Here is a 15,382-nt window from a genome sequence, read left to right as displayed (position 1 = left end):
GGCTTTGCCCGACTGATTGGCCGGATGCGGGGGCAGATGGGGAAAGCCAACGACGACGACGAGCGGAGTTTCTTCTCCGAGGTGCCGATCCGGCCAGCGGCGAAGGCCAGGGCGGCTCCAGCCGAAAAACCTGGTTATCTCGGCCATCGCGACCGCTTGCGCGAGCGCTTTGCCTCGGCGGGTCCAGACGCCCTGCCCGACTATGAACTCCTCGAGCTCTTGCTCTTCCGGCTGATCCCGCGCGCCGACACGAAACCGGCAGCCAAGGCGCTGCTGGCACGCTTCGGCACGCTGGCCGAAGTGCTCGGCGCGCCCGTCAACCTGCTGCAGGAGGTCAAGGGCATCGGCCCGGCGGTGGCGTTCGACCTGAAGGTTGTCGCGGCGACAGCCCAGCGCATGGCGCATGGCGAGGTCCATGGCCGCGAGGTCCTTTCGTCCTGGACGCAGCTTCTCGCCTATTGCCGCTCGGCCATGGCCTTCGAGGCGCGCGAGCAGTTCCGCATCCTGTTCCTCGACAAGAAGAACGCGCTGATTGCCGACGAAGTGCAGCAGACCGGCACTGTCGACCACACGCCCGTCTATCCCAGGGAAGTGGTCAAGCGGGCACTGGAACTGTCAGCCACCGCGATCATTCTGGTCCACAACCACCCCAAAATGCCTATTTCGATCCCGCAGGCTCACGCTCTATCACGCTGATTCATCTGCATTTTTTGACTTGCCGTAATCCCGGTTAGTGTGGCAGATTCGGGGTGGTTTTCGGGGGATCAAAACCCCTACCGACCCCAGTTGCCGACACTACTTTTTCGGTGGGAACGAACCCCACTTACCATCCGTCGGCAGAGCCCACTCTCAACCCAAAGGGAGAGCAAGAATGTCGATCATCTCCGATGGAGAAATACGCGCCGCAATCAAACGCATTGAACAAACCGGCAAACAAGAAACACTTGTCGATGGCGACGGACACGGCACCGGCCGGCTCGTCTTGACCCTGAAGCCGATGCCAACCCGCGTGACGGCCGACTGGATGGCGCAACAGTGGCGCGACAAGAAGCGCGTCAAAAGGAAGATCGGCTCCTACCCATCGATGTCTCTCGCCACTGCGCGCGAGATATTCGACCGCGATTTCGCCAAGGTGATCCAGAAGGGCCGCAGCATCAAGATTGCGACTGATATGCGACCTGGAACCGTCGCAGATCTGTTCGCAGGTTATGTCGCCGCCCTCAAGGCCGCAGGTAAGCCCTCCTGGAAGGAGACAGAAAAGGGCCTCAACAAGATCGCCAACACGCTCGGCCGACATCGCCTGGCCCGCGAAATCGATCCAGAGGAAATCGTCGAGGTCATCCGGCCAATCTACGAGCGCGGCGCTCACGCCATGGCCGATCACGTCCGAAGCTATGTCCACGCTGCCTATAGCTGGGGCATGAAGTCAGAACACGACTATCGGAACACATCGCCACGCCGGTTCCACATTCCGTTCAATCCCGCATCGGCAATCCCGACGGAGCCGAAGGTGCGGGGGACACGTTGGCTGGACGAGAGCGAGTTCGCGCGCCTCTATTGGTGGCTTGTCTGCCCGGATGTCCCGGTACATCCCTCTTATCCGCGCGCCATTCAGCTCATCATGCTCACCGGCCAGCGCGTGGAGGAGATTGCACGCTTGCATGTGGATCAATGGGATGCGGTCGAAAAGATAATCGACTGGTCGAAGACAAAGAACGAACAACCTCACGCCGTGCCCGTGCCGTCACTGGCAGCGGAGCTCATCGAGTCCATCACCCCGAACGAACACGGCTGGTATTTCCCATCGGCGAAAGATCCATCAAGGCCGGTCAGCCACGGCTCGCTCTATAGTTTCGTCTGGCGGCAACGGGACCGCGGGGTCATACCCTACGCAACCAATCGCGACCTGCGCAGGACATTCAAGACCCTCGGGGGCAAGGCCGGCATCTCCAAGGAAATCCGAGATCGCCTCCAGAACCATGCGCTACAGGATGTCAGTTCGAAGAGCTACGACCGCTGGAACTACATGCCTCAGAAGCGCACAGCGATGAAAAAGTGGGACGCCTATCTCAGAACGGTTCTTGCACGGAAGGCGTTCAAGGAGGCCGCCTAACCCAGTATGCTCTCGCCGACGACAGGGCTGGGGGGTAGGATGGTCAGTGTGTTTTTCCGGTGGCTCGAACGCCGGCGCGACATCAGGCGCCGTAGGCAGTTCGATGCCAGGCTGATCGACGAAGACGAGCCTCGCGCTTACACCGGATCGTATGCGTTCAATGGCGTACGGGAGGCGATTGACCATTTCGTCGTCGTCGGCACCGGGCTTGCAAACGCGTCCGTGACGTACCTCAACCTCAACGCCGACTCCCTCAAGCAGGTGAGCGATCACAATCCAGTCGTTCTGGTTGCCCACTGATGGACCCGCCACGTCCCACCGGCACCTCATCTAAACGACAGCGCTTCACGCACTGGCGGCGGGAGGTCGCGCAGACGCGAGCACGTCATGTCCTCCCAGCCGCGAATCCTTGAACACCCACTCGACGCCTTCCTTGCCCCGCCCCAGCAAGCTCAAGGTGGCACAAGGAATACGACGCGCATCAAACTTGCGCTGCAGGAATTCTGCCTGACCCAGGTCATGAGTTGAAAGCAAGACCTGATAGTCCTTTTGCTGCACTAAGTTGGCAATGAAGTCAGCGAAGGCGGCCGCGTGGATGGCGTCATTGTGCTGAAGTGGATCGTCTAGCACCAATGCGCGCCAGCGTGCCCATGGATAGGTGAGACTTGCCGCGCACAGCATGCTTACCGCCAAAGCCGCCATCTGCCCTTCACTGTGCACGAGCAGCGGGTCAATCTGGCCAATGGCGGTCGGCAGTTCGCCATTGCTCGATGCGCTCTGCTCAATTTTTTTGCGCCTGACATGAAGGTCGATGCCAACCCGAGGGTCACAAAGGATTGCCCTATTGATCTGTTTCATCAACGCGTCGAGGGGCTGAATGTATTCAGCGTTGAACTCTTCGACTTCGCGAGCAATGTCGGCGCTTGCGAGACTCGCGATTCCCTTGGCTTGCTTCGTCGCCTCCAACTGCCGCTGCTTCTCGGCCAAATTCTTCTCACCCACGTTGCGTATCTGATCGCGCTCGCTGTTGGGCGCCAAGTCGACCGCCAGGCGTAGGCGTTCGAAGGTGCCTCGGTGGGCCTGTTGACGTGCCCATGCCTCACGACCTTCACGAAGTCGGCGATGGATCAACGTCGCTTCCTCGACGGAGCTCTCGGAAGCGGCCAGATCCTGATCTGCACCTTCCAGATCCGACACCGTCGGACCTTTCTCCGGCCATCCGAGCTGAGGCCATTGCGATTGAATGCGCTGCGCGTCGGAAACGGCTTGCGCAAGCTGCTTTGCTAGCTCGCCAACCTGCGCTGTTGCGCTCGCAACCGCCTGCTGCAACGACGCTGCACGCGCATCGAACTCAGCGGCTACGTCGTGTGCTGCGTCGGAAGCTTCCTGAGCCTGCCGTAGCACGTCGGCGACTGTATCGATGGCGGCTTCTAGCCGGCCCGCCACGAGCGGTGTTGGCTCGCCCGGAAAGATGACTGTCGTACGAGTAGAGACTTCTGTAGCGGAAGTCTGTTCGGCCGCGGTGACATCGGACAGACGGCGAGCTAGCGCTTCCCGTCGGCGTAGCGCATCGTCGCGCCTTCTGATCGCGTCACCCAGCACGGAGGAAATGTCGTCTGGTGCCAAGCGAGGAATCCAACGCCCGCGACGGTCGCGTCTTGCCTGGAGCGCCTGGATTTTCGATACGAGCTCGAGGCGATAGTCCTCAAGGCTACTCAAATCTGCGGGACCTACCCAGGCGATCCTTTCGAGCAGCTGGTCATTCTGGGACTGTTCGGAAGTGACTTGCTCGCGAGCCAGCCGAATTTGCGATTGAAGTCCTTGGGATATTCTCAGCCGATCGGTGGCTGCGGTCAGTTCGGTCTGTGCGCGACGTGAGGCTTCCTCTTGGTTGACGAGCAGTGGCGCCAGGCGCGCGGCCGCGAGCGCGACGCGCTCGTGCAGCAGGTCTGCATTGTCAAAGCGGGTCGCGCAAACCGGACAGTCACACGCATCAACCGGCAGGTGTGTTGCAATCGTGGAAACGGCTGCGGTCAGCGCACCAACGGATTTCTGCATTTCGGCAAGCAGCGATCCCTGTACATCTGCTACCCGGCGTGCTTCGTCCAAAGCGGCCGCCGCAGCGTCGACCGCCTGATCGATGGACGGGTTCTCCAGCTCCATCGACGCCAGCGTCCGCCGCTGAACGTTTATGTTGCTTGACCGTGCGATCCACTGGGCACACCGGTCGACCTCTTCTCGCGATGAGGTGATTAGGCTGTCGGTTGAACTGATTTCGCTCTCAAGACGCGCAATGATCTGGCGCCGGCGCTCTACTCGTTCGACTTCGCTTTCGGCGCCTTTGAGCGACCGCTCCGCCTCGGTCAGCGAAGTAGCAACCTGCCGATGCTCATCTCGCACCTGCGCAAGCCGCACCGTCGCCTCGCGTAGCTGGACGAGCTGCCCATGCGCATTTCGCGCGGATGTGAGAGCTTGCAGTTTCGTCGCAGCTTCGCCGCGCTTGGCAGCAGCATCAGTAGTGGCTTGCGTGGCCGCCGCAGCTGCCGTCGCAAGTTCGCGCTCCGCCTCCACCAACGCCGCTTTCTTCTGCGCTACTTCGAGCGCGTTCCGGCGCTGATCTTCCAATACGAGCCGCGATTGCGCGATCCCGAGACGACGGTTTCTGACCGCCGCGGCTGCGGTATCGATTGATGTCTGCAATGCATCACCTTCGATGCGGTCAACGCTTATGGACGTCGGCACGGTGCTTCCAACCACCGACGGCACGCGACTCAGCGCACTCGCGATCTGTCGAACAAGGTCACGCGCGGCACCGTCGTCGATCGATCCCGAAGCCTGAGCACCCTGCCAGAGCTCGGCTTCCTGGGAGAGGAGGCTTCGCAGGTCATTGCTATCTCGCTCGAGATCGCCGATCCGTTTCGTGAACGCGCGTGCACCGGCATTGCTGCCCTTTCCGTGCATTGCGATCCCGATCGCCTCAAGTTCGGCACTCTGCGCTGCCTCCTTGAGGATCTCGAAGCGCTCGTCAGACGATCGATGCGTCAGCCGAGAAAGCGTCGACTGCCCGAGGAAGTGAGTAAGCAGCAGATAGCGGTTGAGAGCACTGATCGAGGGTTTCCACTCATTGGTCCTTAGATACTGCGCGACGTTATCCACTCCGGCCAACGTGGAGCTAACCGCCTGGGGCGAGGCAAGCTGACGTTGAATCACCTTGCCGTCCGAAAAGCTCATCGCGACCGATGTCGAGCCGGGTTCATCGCGCCAGCGACAGAGGTATTTGCCCACCTTGTCGTAGCCGTTGGCTGGGCGGAAGTGATCGATATTGTCGGTGAGCGTCCACTCGAGCGCATCGAACAGCGACGATTTGCCCAGGCCATTGCTACCGTGGACGATTAGCACACTCGGCTGCGCCGCCAGTTTCACCTTAAGATTTGCGAAGCTGCGGAACTGCACAAGCTCGATACCGGTGAGATAGACCTGGCTCATTGTGCTGCCTCTCTTGCAGAGACCAACTCGACAACCAGAGCGTCGGGGTCATCCTTCACTCGCCTCACAGCGCTGACCCACTGCTCGGCGACTTCGTTCGTTAGCCCGCGGGCGACCAGGGTTCGCTGAGCCAATCCTTGGTTGTTGTCCAGTGGCGCGTTGAGGCTCTCGTCGGCCTCGCGCCACGGTGCTGCAAGGAACGTGCGGGTCACGAACTCCTTATATGAGGCGTCCAGCGCACCCTTGTCCGGAATCCATATGATCTTACGACAGACCGTCTCGTCCCGTTCGGCAAGATCAACGACGTTCCGCCAATCCCCTTCGGGGGAGGGATTGGTGGCGCAAAGGATCAGGTGGGCGTTGATAACTTCCTCGGCGCGCATGTAGGAGCGCGCGATGACCATCTGGCTGTGCAGCCTGCGGAGCGACGCTTGCATCTCCTCCACGCTGCCAAGCACCACCGGCGCGACAATTGTCGGGTAGTCACCAAGTCTTAGACCATGGGCCCCCGCAGGAAGCGGAACCGTGGTTTCGTCCGACCGGCCACGGAACTGAGGACGCGTGAATTCTGGTACGACCGCCGTGGTCCATTCTAGAGCCGTAGCGGATGCCAGCAGTCGGTCTTTGAGCTCTTCCGCCGTCATTTTGACACTCCGTTTATCTGCTCGTCCTGACGCTGCCGCAGGGCCGCGAACTCTTCAGCCACAGCCTCTTTCCAGTTGGCGAGGTCACCAGCTAAACGCGTTCGCCAGTAGCCCGTATTTTGGATTATTGCCGGGCTGACGCGTCGCGCGGCCCTCATGGTTGTTCCAATCGTGCCCCCATCGAGAACACGACCGGCAGGGTTTCGGACATCAACCTCGCCGCTGGCCGAAAGAATCAGCGCATCGACACCCCAATCATCAGGTTCAGTCCGGATCGAGATCGGATCAGCACCGATCACCTCGCATCCCGTGCCCAGGGCAACGGCATCGGTGGCAAAGCTAAGATTGCCGCGCTCGATCGATATCGGAGCAAACGGTTGCTGACAATGCGCCGCCATGATCATGATGATCGCGTTCGCCATGCGCTGAACACTACCATGGTCACCGTCCCATGGGCTGATTTCCTGCTGGTCGACTTGCGCAAGCCAGCGAAGAAAATCAAAGCGTAGCGCGTGGTTGGCATCCAATATTGGCTGCCAAGCGTTCCAGGCCTTGCCGACTTCAGCAACTAGTGGAGCCGACAGTTTGCCCAATGGAGGGCTTTGCCCCTGCGCGATAGCCTGTTGCACACGTCCGTCCAGCGCGCGCATAAGGCAAGCATCGACACTCGGCACTATCTGAGCGCCGTCATAGTCCCGGGCCGCTCGCACGGATGTGGGAGCAGGTGCTGTGCCGATTCCGGGCAGTAGCTTCGTCCACTCGGCTGACACGGCCGGGTACGCCCGGAGATCAATCTTGCCGGCACTACTCTTGACAAGCCGGACGAGATCTCTCGCCTCCGGCAACTGACTCGGCAACACATGGATATCAATCGTGACGCGTTTAGGGAGTTCTTCGCAAGCGAGCGCTACTTCCGCCAGTTTTTGGCTGCCGCGCTCGATCAGAACATGCGCAGCGGGGTCAACGAGGATTTCTACAATTCGCTTTGCCTCATCGGCCTGAACAAGCTGCTGCTGCTTGGATGCGTAATCCGCGATCTTCTTGATTCGCAGTTCTTCGAAGAGTTCAAAGGTCACTTCTTCCAGCACAGGCGGGACCGCCAAACCGGGCGTGGCGACCAGCAGTGGGGTCAGGTGCGCCTTATAGGCGGCCATAAGCGTGGCGGCGGGCGCGTACCGCTTATCCAGGTCGGGTCCATGACGCAGCACGACGTGATTGAATGAACCCGGATAGGGAGTGGTGCCGAGGCTGATGCCGGCCAGCGCGGTACCAGCCGTTGTCTTCGTCGTACCTTTAACAAATCCCCTCGTACGTTGAACTGTGACGCCTTCAACCGCAGCTGCCTCGAGCAGCGCGAAGACCATGCAGTGGTTTAGCTGCGACGCCCTGCCGGCAGCAAAGAGGGGACCACTCGAATTGATTGTGACAACCCGATCCTTGCGGAGCATGGGACGCAGCCGGTCCAGCACGCCGTGCATCTCCAAGATAGGTAGAAGATTGGTGCGCAGGCTCGCCTCGATATCTTGTTCGAACGCCGCCCCGCTGAAAATCACGTCCGCCGCGATGCGAAGTTCGTCGCCTGGGAAGAACCCAAGGAAACCGCGCGTAAAGCTGACATGTTCGAACCCATCGACCAGCAGTCCCAGTGTTTCCGTCAGCGCGCCGTCGCCATTGCCGCTGACGACATAGCTGGCGCCTGAAACCGGTTCAGTTGCCGACGTGCCGATCGCACCCGGCCGCCAATAATCTTCAGGCACCACGTCCCCAGACGGCCGCTCGTCTCCGAAGCCCATGGCGAGAACGACATGCTGAAAGATGCGGTTTTGAGGGCCGCTCGCTGTGTCAAAGGTAAGCTGCCAGGCCGCACCTGATGGGGCAATATCGACGAGCTTGTGGCCTGGCCGGAACGTCAGGTTGGGCAGCGACACGTCAATCTTGGAGAACTCGCCGCGCAGTGCGTTACACACGACACCGCCCGTCCCTGCCGACCAATCCATCACCGGCAGGCCGGCACGATCGTCGAGCGACCCGCGATTCGGCCACTCATATATGTGCGGATGAAGCAGGCGCGACGACGCACTCTGTAACTGCAGAATCTGCGTGGCGGGATCGTATAGCGTCACCTGCTTGTCGAGCAGGCCAAGTGCAGCCGCGAGGGTCGAACCAGCGGCGCCCGCGCCCACGACCGCGATCTGATGGCCAGCGTTGACAAGATCCAGCCCGTGCATCGCATGTGCGAGCCGCAGGGCGCGAACCTGTTGCGAATAGAAGGTGATGCGAGGGTGGAAGGGGCCAACGAAATAGACGGTCTTTGCAGACGGCGCCCGGGAGGCGTTGATCAGGTCGGCGTAATCCATTGTTGTCGTCGCCATTAATGTGGACTTCCGTGGGCCGCACAAGACACGGCTAACAATCGTTATCGGGAGCTCAGACTTCTTGTTGATAGATTGTCCAACCGCACGGCCATCGCCATGCAGTTCATACGACCACAATCTAGTTGATGCCCCCTCCCCTGTTTACTTACCCGGCATTGCGAACGCGCGCCAAGGAAGTTTTTCCGTCAGCAAGGCTCGCACCTCGCCCTCGCGGTGTTGCTTTGTAGCCTTCGGCCAACAGCGGGAATTTTGGCTTTGGTTGCCCCATCGGCACGGCGCCGTGCGCATGGAATTGACGGTCGATAGCTTGCCACGGTGAGTCGTCGCGAAAGTGAAAACTAGCCGCTAGTCCGATCGTACGGCATGGTCTGTCGAGCTTGGTTCAATACAGCTGAGTATGACAGGATATTCGAGCGTGCAAACACAAAACTCGCGCGATAGGGTCATGAAAAACAAGCTATTTCCGCCAATGCTTAGGGGGGCACATGTCCGACAGCCTAGCCGACCTGATTCTGACGCTGATACCTGAAGACGGGTCTTCCATAGGAAACGGCGCAATGTTGGCACTGCTGCGCGAGCATGCCCCAAGCTTGTCTGAGGATGACTATATCAGCGCTCGCGACGTCCTACTGGGCGAAGGTGTCCTCGGACGAGGACGTGGTCGAGGCGGATCGATATTCCGGATGGTTGAGCAGGCGATTGACGATGATGAGGGCAGCGACGACACGGAAGGATTGGATGAAGATGACGGGTTCGAACTGATACCCACCGAAGAAACCACATCAACTCAAAGGACGAAATCTACCAAAAAGAGCGCTCGCCGGTCAGGTGAACCGCTCCAGGTGCTCAGCTATCGACATGGTGAGAGGCGGGTCAACAACCCCGAAGTCGGAATGGTCCATGCCGGGACCGATCCTGACGGGGACAAGACCGGATGGGCCTATGACCCGCATCTGGATCCCGTGTTGAACTTCGACAGCGCCCGGGCAGGGATCGAGAAATTAATCGACGACGCGTTGGCCAGTGACGACCTCCAGCGGATGAAAGGCGCTCTAACCGAGCTCAAACGACTCCAGCAGCCTTACCTCAACTGGTCGGGCAAGGCGGAGCGGACGTCGTTCGAGGTCGATACCGTCTCGCTCCACGTTCATGAGCGCGTGGACCCGGCAACAATCCTGGCCAATGCGGCTCGGCGGCTGAAAGGCAAGGATGCGGGAGCACAGTGGCGACAGCCCGACCTATTCGCCGCCCCGTTCGAAAACCTACCGCTGCGGCAGGCCCTCGATTTCTACAGCCATGAAAAGGGATGGTCGAACCGCTTGGTGGCGGGCGATAGCCTCCTGGTCATGAATTCTCTGCTCACCAAGGAGAGCATGGCGAGGAAGGTCCAGATGATCTACATCGATCCGCCCTACGGGATCAAATACGGGTCGAACTTTCAGCCTTTCACCAACAAGCGTGACGTGAAGGACCGGTCAGACGCGGACCTGACCCAGGAGCCCGAGATGATCAAGGCGTTCCGCGACACCTGGGAGTTAGGCATTCATTCATACCTTACCTATCTGCGCGACCGGTTGGTGCTCGCTAAGGACTTGTTGCATGAGAGCGGATCAGTGTTCGTGCAGATTTCGGATGAGAATATTCATCGCGTGCGATCAGTTATTGCAGAGGTAATGGGCGAGGAAAACTTCGTCGCGGAGATACCCTTTAAGACAACCAGCGCATTTACGAGCAGTAATCTTTCTCGATCGGCAGACTTCATCATCTGGTATGCAAGAGATCTGCCAAAGTTAAAATACCGGCAGCTCTACCTTGAAAAGTCACTTGCGGATGATCGCGGTGGTCGCTTTACGCGACTATTGGAGGTCGATGGCCGCCGACGCGTGCTCACTACTCAAGAACGGTCCGATCCAAGCTTCACCCCTGCCGATTCAATGATTTATCGGCATGACAACCTTTTCTCCCAGGGGCGTGCCTCTGATCCTCAGGAGTTCGCTTTTCAGGGCGCGGAGTTCGATCCTTGGACAAAGAACTCTCATTGGAAGTGCCATCATCCAGTGGGCGTGCAGCGTCTGGGCAAAGCAGGACGCCTAGCTTTGCCTTCGACCGCGTCAATTGCCTATTTGCGCTACCTGGATGACTTCCCCGTGATGGCGATTTCGAATGTTTGGATGGATACCCAAACGGGCGCATTTACAGATGAAAAAACATACGTCGTACAGACGAACCAGAAAGTCATCGAGCGCTGCCTGCTCATGACCACGGATCCCGGTGATCTCGTGCTTGATCCAACCTGCGGCTCGGGCACAACCGCTTTTGTCGCCGAGAAATGGGGACGGCGCTGGATCACCTGCGACACCTCGCGTGTGGCGATTACATTGGCCAAGCAGCGGCTGATGACTGCCAGTTTCGAGTACTATGCTCTGCGCTATCCGCATGAGGGACTGAAGGGGGCTTTCGACTACGAGACCGTCCCGCATGTCACTCTAAAGAGCATCGCCAACAATCCCGACATCGACACGATCTTTGAGGAAAATCACCCGAAGATTGATGCGGCGCTAGAGGGCCTGAACGCGGCCCTCACCGCCGCGCCGCCAAGGCCCGTGAAACCTGCGCAAGGCGTGCGCAAGGGCAAACCGGTGGACTTTGCCGCGAGCGAGACGCTCCAAGAATGGGAGGTTCCGTTCGACTGGTCCGACGACTGGCCCAGCGCCGCTCGCGCGCCCTTCGACGCCTTCCAAGCCGCCCGTCAAGCGATGCAGCGGCGCATGGACGAGAGCATCGCTGACCATGCCGAACAGGAGACTCTCTACGACAAGCCGCGGATTGACCGGAACCGCCTGCGCATCACTGGCCCGTTTTCGGTCGAGGCCGTGCCCGCGCCCACTGTCCTGTCGCTCGACGACAGCCTGCCGCCAGCAGAGGCCGACGACAGCATCGCCCGCACGGGCGAGACCTCGCGCCAGTCGCTCTGGCGCGACGAGCTCTTGAAAACCGGCGTCCGCGCCAAGGGCGGCGCGATGCTTCGCTTTGCCGAGTTCGAGACGCTGCCTGGCCTGCGCCACCTGCACGCCAGCGGATCGCTGGCCGAGACTGGCGAGCGTGTCGTCGTCAGCTTTGGCCCTGAACACGCGGCGCTAGAACAGCGGCAGGTGGAACTGGCGCTGACCGAGGCCGAAAGCCTGCGCCCCGCGCCAAAGTTCATCCTGTTCTGCGCCTTTACCTTCGACCCCGAGGCGGCGAAGGACATCGACGAGGTGAACTGGCCCGGCGTCACGCTGCTGAAAGCGCAGATGAACACCGACCTTCTGACCGAGGATCTGAAAAAGGCACGGTCGTCGAACCAGTCCTTCTGGCTGATGGGCCAACCCGATGTGGAGTTGCGCAAGCGCAAGGACGGGATGTGGGAGGTCGAGGTCAACGGCTTCGACTATTTCGATCCCAAGGCGGGCGAACTGGTATCGGGCGGGAAAAAGCAGATCGCCATGTGGTCGCTCGACACCGATTACGACCAGCGGTCGCTGATGCCGCATCAGGTCTTCTTTCCCATGGCAGACGCCAAGGGCGGCTGGAACCGGCTGAAGGCGACAGTCCGCGCCGAACTGGACGAGGATCTGCTGGAGCAATTCCACGGCACCGTGTCGCTGCCCTTTGCGGAAGGCGACAACCGGCGGATCGCGGTGAAGATCGTCGATGACCGCGGGATCGAATCCCTCAAGATCATGCCGCTCGAGGGCTGAACCCAATGTCCCTCATCATCAACACGCCTTTCGTCTGCCCGGCCCAGCATTGGGTCGAGGGCAAGGGTGGCAAGCTCGAGATCACGCCCGAGCGCCGCCCCGCGAGCTACGAGGTCTTCGACGCCCGCAACAACACCAAGCGGACCGAGGTGCTGGGTCTGGTCAACACCATCCGCACACGGGTCGACGACTGGCACGAGGCGGGCTGGCCAGGGGTGACCATCGTTACTCGCAAGCTGTTGGAACACTGGCACGACATGGAAGCGCGGCAGCACCCGTTCTACTTCTGCCAGCTGGAGGCGATCGAAACGCTGATCTGGTGGGTCGAGGGCGCGGAGGCCTTCAAGCAGGGCATCGCGATCCCCGGCGATGGCGGGACGTGGGAACGGCTCTGCAACAAGATGGCGACCGGCGCCGGCAAGACCACGGTGATGGCGATGATCATCACCTGGCAGGTGCTGAACGCCCTGACCTATCCGAAGCGCAACAAGGATTTCAGCCGCGCGGTATTCATCGTGGCGCCCGGCCTGACGGTGAGGGAACGTCTGCAGGTGCTGCTGCCCAGCGAGGGCAGCTACTACGACGAGTTCAACCTCTGCCCTTCGGAAGCTCTGCGGCAGAAGCTGAACCAAGCCGAGGTGCTGATCGAGAACTGGCACACGCTCATGCCGCTTAAGGAGCCGGAGCGTTCAGTCGTGAGAAAGGGCCGGGAGTCTGACGAGGCGTTCACCCGCCGTGTGCTGGGCAAGATGGCTGCCCACAAGGATATCATCGTCATCAATGACGAGGCGCACCACGCCTATCGCAAACCGCCCGAGGTGAAGATCAGCAAGAAACTGGCGGCCGAACAGGGCATCGACCTTGACGAGGCGACGCGCTGGATCGAGGGGCTGGACCGCATCCACAAGACGCGCCGCATCCAGCGCTGCTTTGACCTTTCCGCCACCCCGTTTGCGCCGACCGGCAAGAAAAGCACGGACACGGCGCTGTTCGACTGGATCATCTCCGATTTCGGGCTGAACGATGCGATCGAGGCCGGGCTGGTAAAGACGCCGCGCGTCGTGGTTCGGGACGATGCCCTGCCAGACGCCAGGACGCTGCGGTCAAAACTCTATCACATCTACCGCGATCCGTCAGTGTCCGAGGATCTGAACAGGGCCAAGGCCGCGCCGCACGAGGCGCTGCCGAAACTGGTGCAGGACGCCTATACGCTTCTCGGCGCCGACTGGCGCGAGACGCAGAGGCTGTGGCGAGATGCCGGGCATCATACCCCGCCGGTGATGCTGACGGTATGCAACCGCACCGAGACGGCCGCGCGGGTCGAGCACTATTTCAACAAGGGCGACGCGCACTGGCCCGAGCTGCATGCCCCGAACAAGACCTTGCGCGTTGATTCTAAGGTGCTTGAGAAAGCGGAAATCGGCGAAGCCGCCACGTCTGACAAGGACTACGAGAACAGGCTGAAGGGCATCATCGAGGCCGCGGACTTACCAGAGACCCGAAAGCAGCAGCTTCTCGGTATGAAGAAGGAAGAGCTGCTGCGCGAGATCGTGGATAATGTCGGTAAGCGCGGGGCTGCGGGCCAGGACCTGCAGAACGTAATCTCCGTAGCGATGTTGTCCGAGGGCTGGGACGCCAAGAACGTGACCCACATCATGGGTTTGCGCGCGTTCACGTCGCAGTTGCTCTGCGAGCAGGTCGTCGGCCGCGGGCTGCGCCGGGTGTCCTACGATACCGATGAGAATGGACTATTCCTGCCAGAGTATGTGAACGTCTTCGGCGTTCCGCTGTCCATTTCCGAAACGGGAGAAAGTGGGGACGCGCCTCCACCTCCCAGGCCGACCACCCAGATCGAAGTCATCCCGGAAAGGGCGAACCTCGAGATAAAGTGGCCCAACGTGTTACGGATCGAAACCGTGGTGAAGCCTCAGTTAGCCATGGCATGGGACGAGGTGCCGGCCCTCGTGCTTGACCCCTCCTCAACCCCCATCAGCGCCGAACTGGCGCCAGCCTTGGGTGGTGCGACGGACATGGGCAAGGTCACTGCGATCGATCTCGAACGCCTTCCGGATGGCTTCCGGCTGCAGAGATTGGTATTTCAGGCAGCACGTAAAGGCTTCGCTGAACTACGCCACAGCTTCTCGGGAACGGAGGAGTATCTTGCCGCGCAACTGGTTCGCATCGTTGAGAGCTTCCTGAATTCCAAGCTGCTGGATATTCCGTCACTCTTCCATTCCGATCCTCTCCGTCGACGGATTCTCATCGCGTTAAACATCGATCTCGTCGTTCAACATGTGTTGCGCTACGTCAGCGAGCACAACACGGAACGGCTCACCCCGGTCTTTGACGAGGAAAACCCTATAGGCGCCACCGGTCAAATGCGGACCTGGTATACGACCAAGCCCTGCTTTTTGGCGATAAAATCGCATGTCAGCCACCTGGTCGGCGATTCATCGTGGGAAGGTCATGCGGCGAATGTCTTCGAGAGCCGCAATGATGTCGTTGCCTATGTCAAAAACGATCATCTAGGCTTCCAGATTCAGTACATGTGGGCCGGTTCGCGTCGCAGATACGTGCCGGACTTCCTTGTGCGACTGTCGAGCGGTAAGACCCTCGCACTTGAAATCAAGGGAACGGATAGCCCGCAGAACAAGGCCAAGCGCGACGCATTGAGCGAATGGGTGGCGGCAGTCAACGGGGCTGGTGGCTTCGGCCAATGGACTTGGGACGTCGCTTTCAAGCCCGGCGAATTGCGGGACATTATCTCTAAGCACGCCAATTCTGTCGGAGGCGAAGTCACAGTTGCTTAGCCCAGGCAGCGACCCTCCCGCATCGCCGAACAGCTGCCAGCCGAGTGCTTGCCCCTACAGGAGTGACCTGCCGCACTTCGCCAGCCGTAAATTCCCCCTTCTGGGGGTGACGATGTCGTAGTTGGTGGCCCTGAGCCAGTCGAGCAGTACGGGCAGCCGACCATTCACACCGTTCACATTGAAGGTGGCGACGCGAACCATCTGCCTTCGCGAC

General features: G+C 60.3%; 8 protein-coding genes. 5 read left to right on the top strand and 3 right to left on the bottom strand.

Going from position 1 to position 15,382, the window contains the following annotated elements; genetic code table 11:
- Positions 1-36 precede the first annotated feature (36 nt).
- The 3 genes from AC56QX_RS21380 (at position 37) to AC56QX_RS21370 (ending at position 2,413) form a co-directional block, all read left to right on the top strand.
- Positions 37-696, top strand: a complete 660-nt coding sequence (locus AC56QX_RS21380) for a JAB domain-containing protein (protein ID WP_497110432.1) — start codon at positions 37-39, stop codon at positions 694-696.
- A gap of 175 nt (positions 697-871) precedes the next feature.
- A complete protein-coding gene (locus tag AC56QX_RS21375; RefSeq protein ID WP_497110430.1) occupies positions 872-2,113 on the top strand; it encodes a tyrosine-type recombinase/integrase in 1,242 nt (413 codons plus the stop codon).
- 39 nt (positions 2,114-2,152) lie between these two features.
- Positions 2,153-2,413: a hypothetical protein gene (locus AC56QX_RS21370; protein ID WP_497110429.1), complete on the top strand. Its 261-nt coding sequence runs from the start codon at positions 2,153-2,155 to the stop codon at positions 2,411-2,413.
- 45 nt (positions 2,414-2,458) lie between these two features.
- Here AC56QX_RS21370 and AC56QX_RS21365 read toward each other — a convergent pair whose 3' ends face one another.
- Genes AC56QX_RS21365 through AC56QX_RS21355 form a run of 3 tightly spaced genes read right to left on the bottom strand, consistent with a single transcriptional unit; the run spans position 2,459 to position 8,600 of the window.
- A complete protein-coding gene (locus AC56QX_RS21365) occupies positions 2,459-5,599 on the bottom strand; it encodes an AAA family ATPase (protein ID WP_497110428.1) in 3,141 nt (1,046 codons plus the stop codon).
- Positions 5,596-6,243, bottom strand: a complete 648-nt coding sequence (locus AC56QX_RS21360; protein ID WP_497110427.1) for an ABC-three component system middle component 1 — start codon at positions 6,241-6,243, stop codon at positions 5,596-5,598. Before AC56QX_RS21360 ends, AC56QX_RS21365 begins: the two co-directional genes overlap by 4 nt.
- Positions 6,240-8,600, bottom strand: a complete 2,361-nt coding sequence (locus AC56QX_RS21355) for an ABC-three component system protein (RefSeq protein WP_497110426.1) — start codon at positions 8,598-8,600, stop codon at positions 6,240-6,242. Before AC56QX_RS21355 ends, AC56QX_RS21360 begins: the two co-directional genes overlap by 4 nt.
- Positions 8,601-9,103: 503 nt before the next feature.
- Between AC56QX_RS21355 and AC56QX_RS21350 the strand changes: the two genes are divergently transcribed.
- Positions 9,104-12,358 carry a site-specific DNA-methyltransferase gene (locus tag AC56QX_RS21350; protein WP_497110424.1) on the top strand — a complete coding sequence of 1,085 codons (3,255 nt, stop codon included), beginning with the start codon at positions 9,104-9,106 and terminating at the stop codon, positions 12,356-12,358.
- A gap of 5 nt (positions 12,359-12,363) precedes the next feature.
- Positions 12,364-15,168, top strand: a complete 2,805-nt coding sequence (locus tag AC56QX_RS21345) for a BPTD_3080 family restriction endonuclease (RefSeq protein ID WP_497110423.1) — start codon at positions 12,364-12,366, stop codon at positions 15,166-15,168.
- The last annotated feature ends 214 nt before the right edge of the window (positions 15,169-15,382 follow it).

Source organism: Mesorhizobium sp. RCAM 06353, assembly GCF_059683585.1.
The sequence above is the reverse complement of the archived record's forward strand: the minus strand, read 5'-3'. Positions and strand labels throughout refer to the sequence as shown.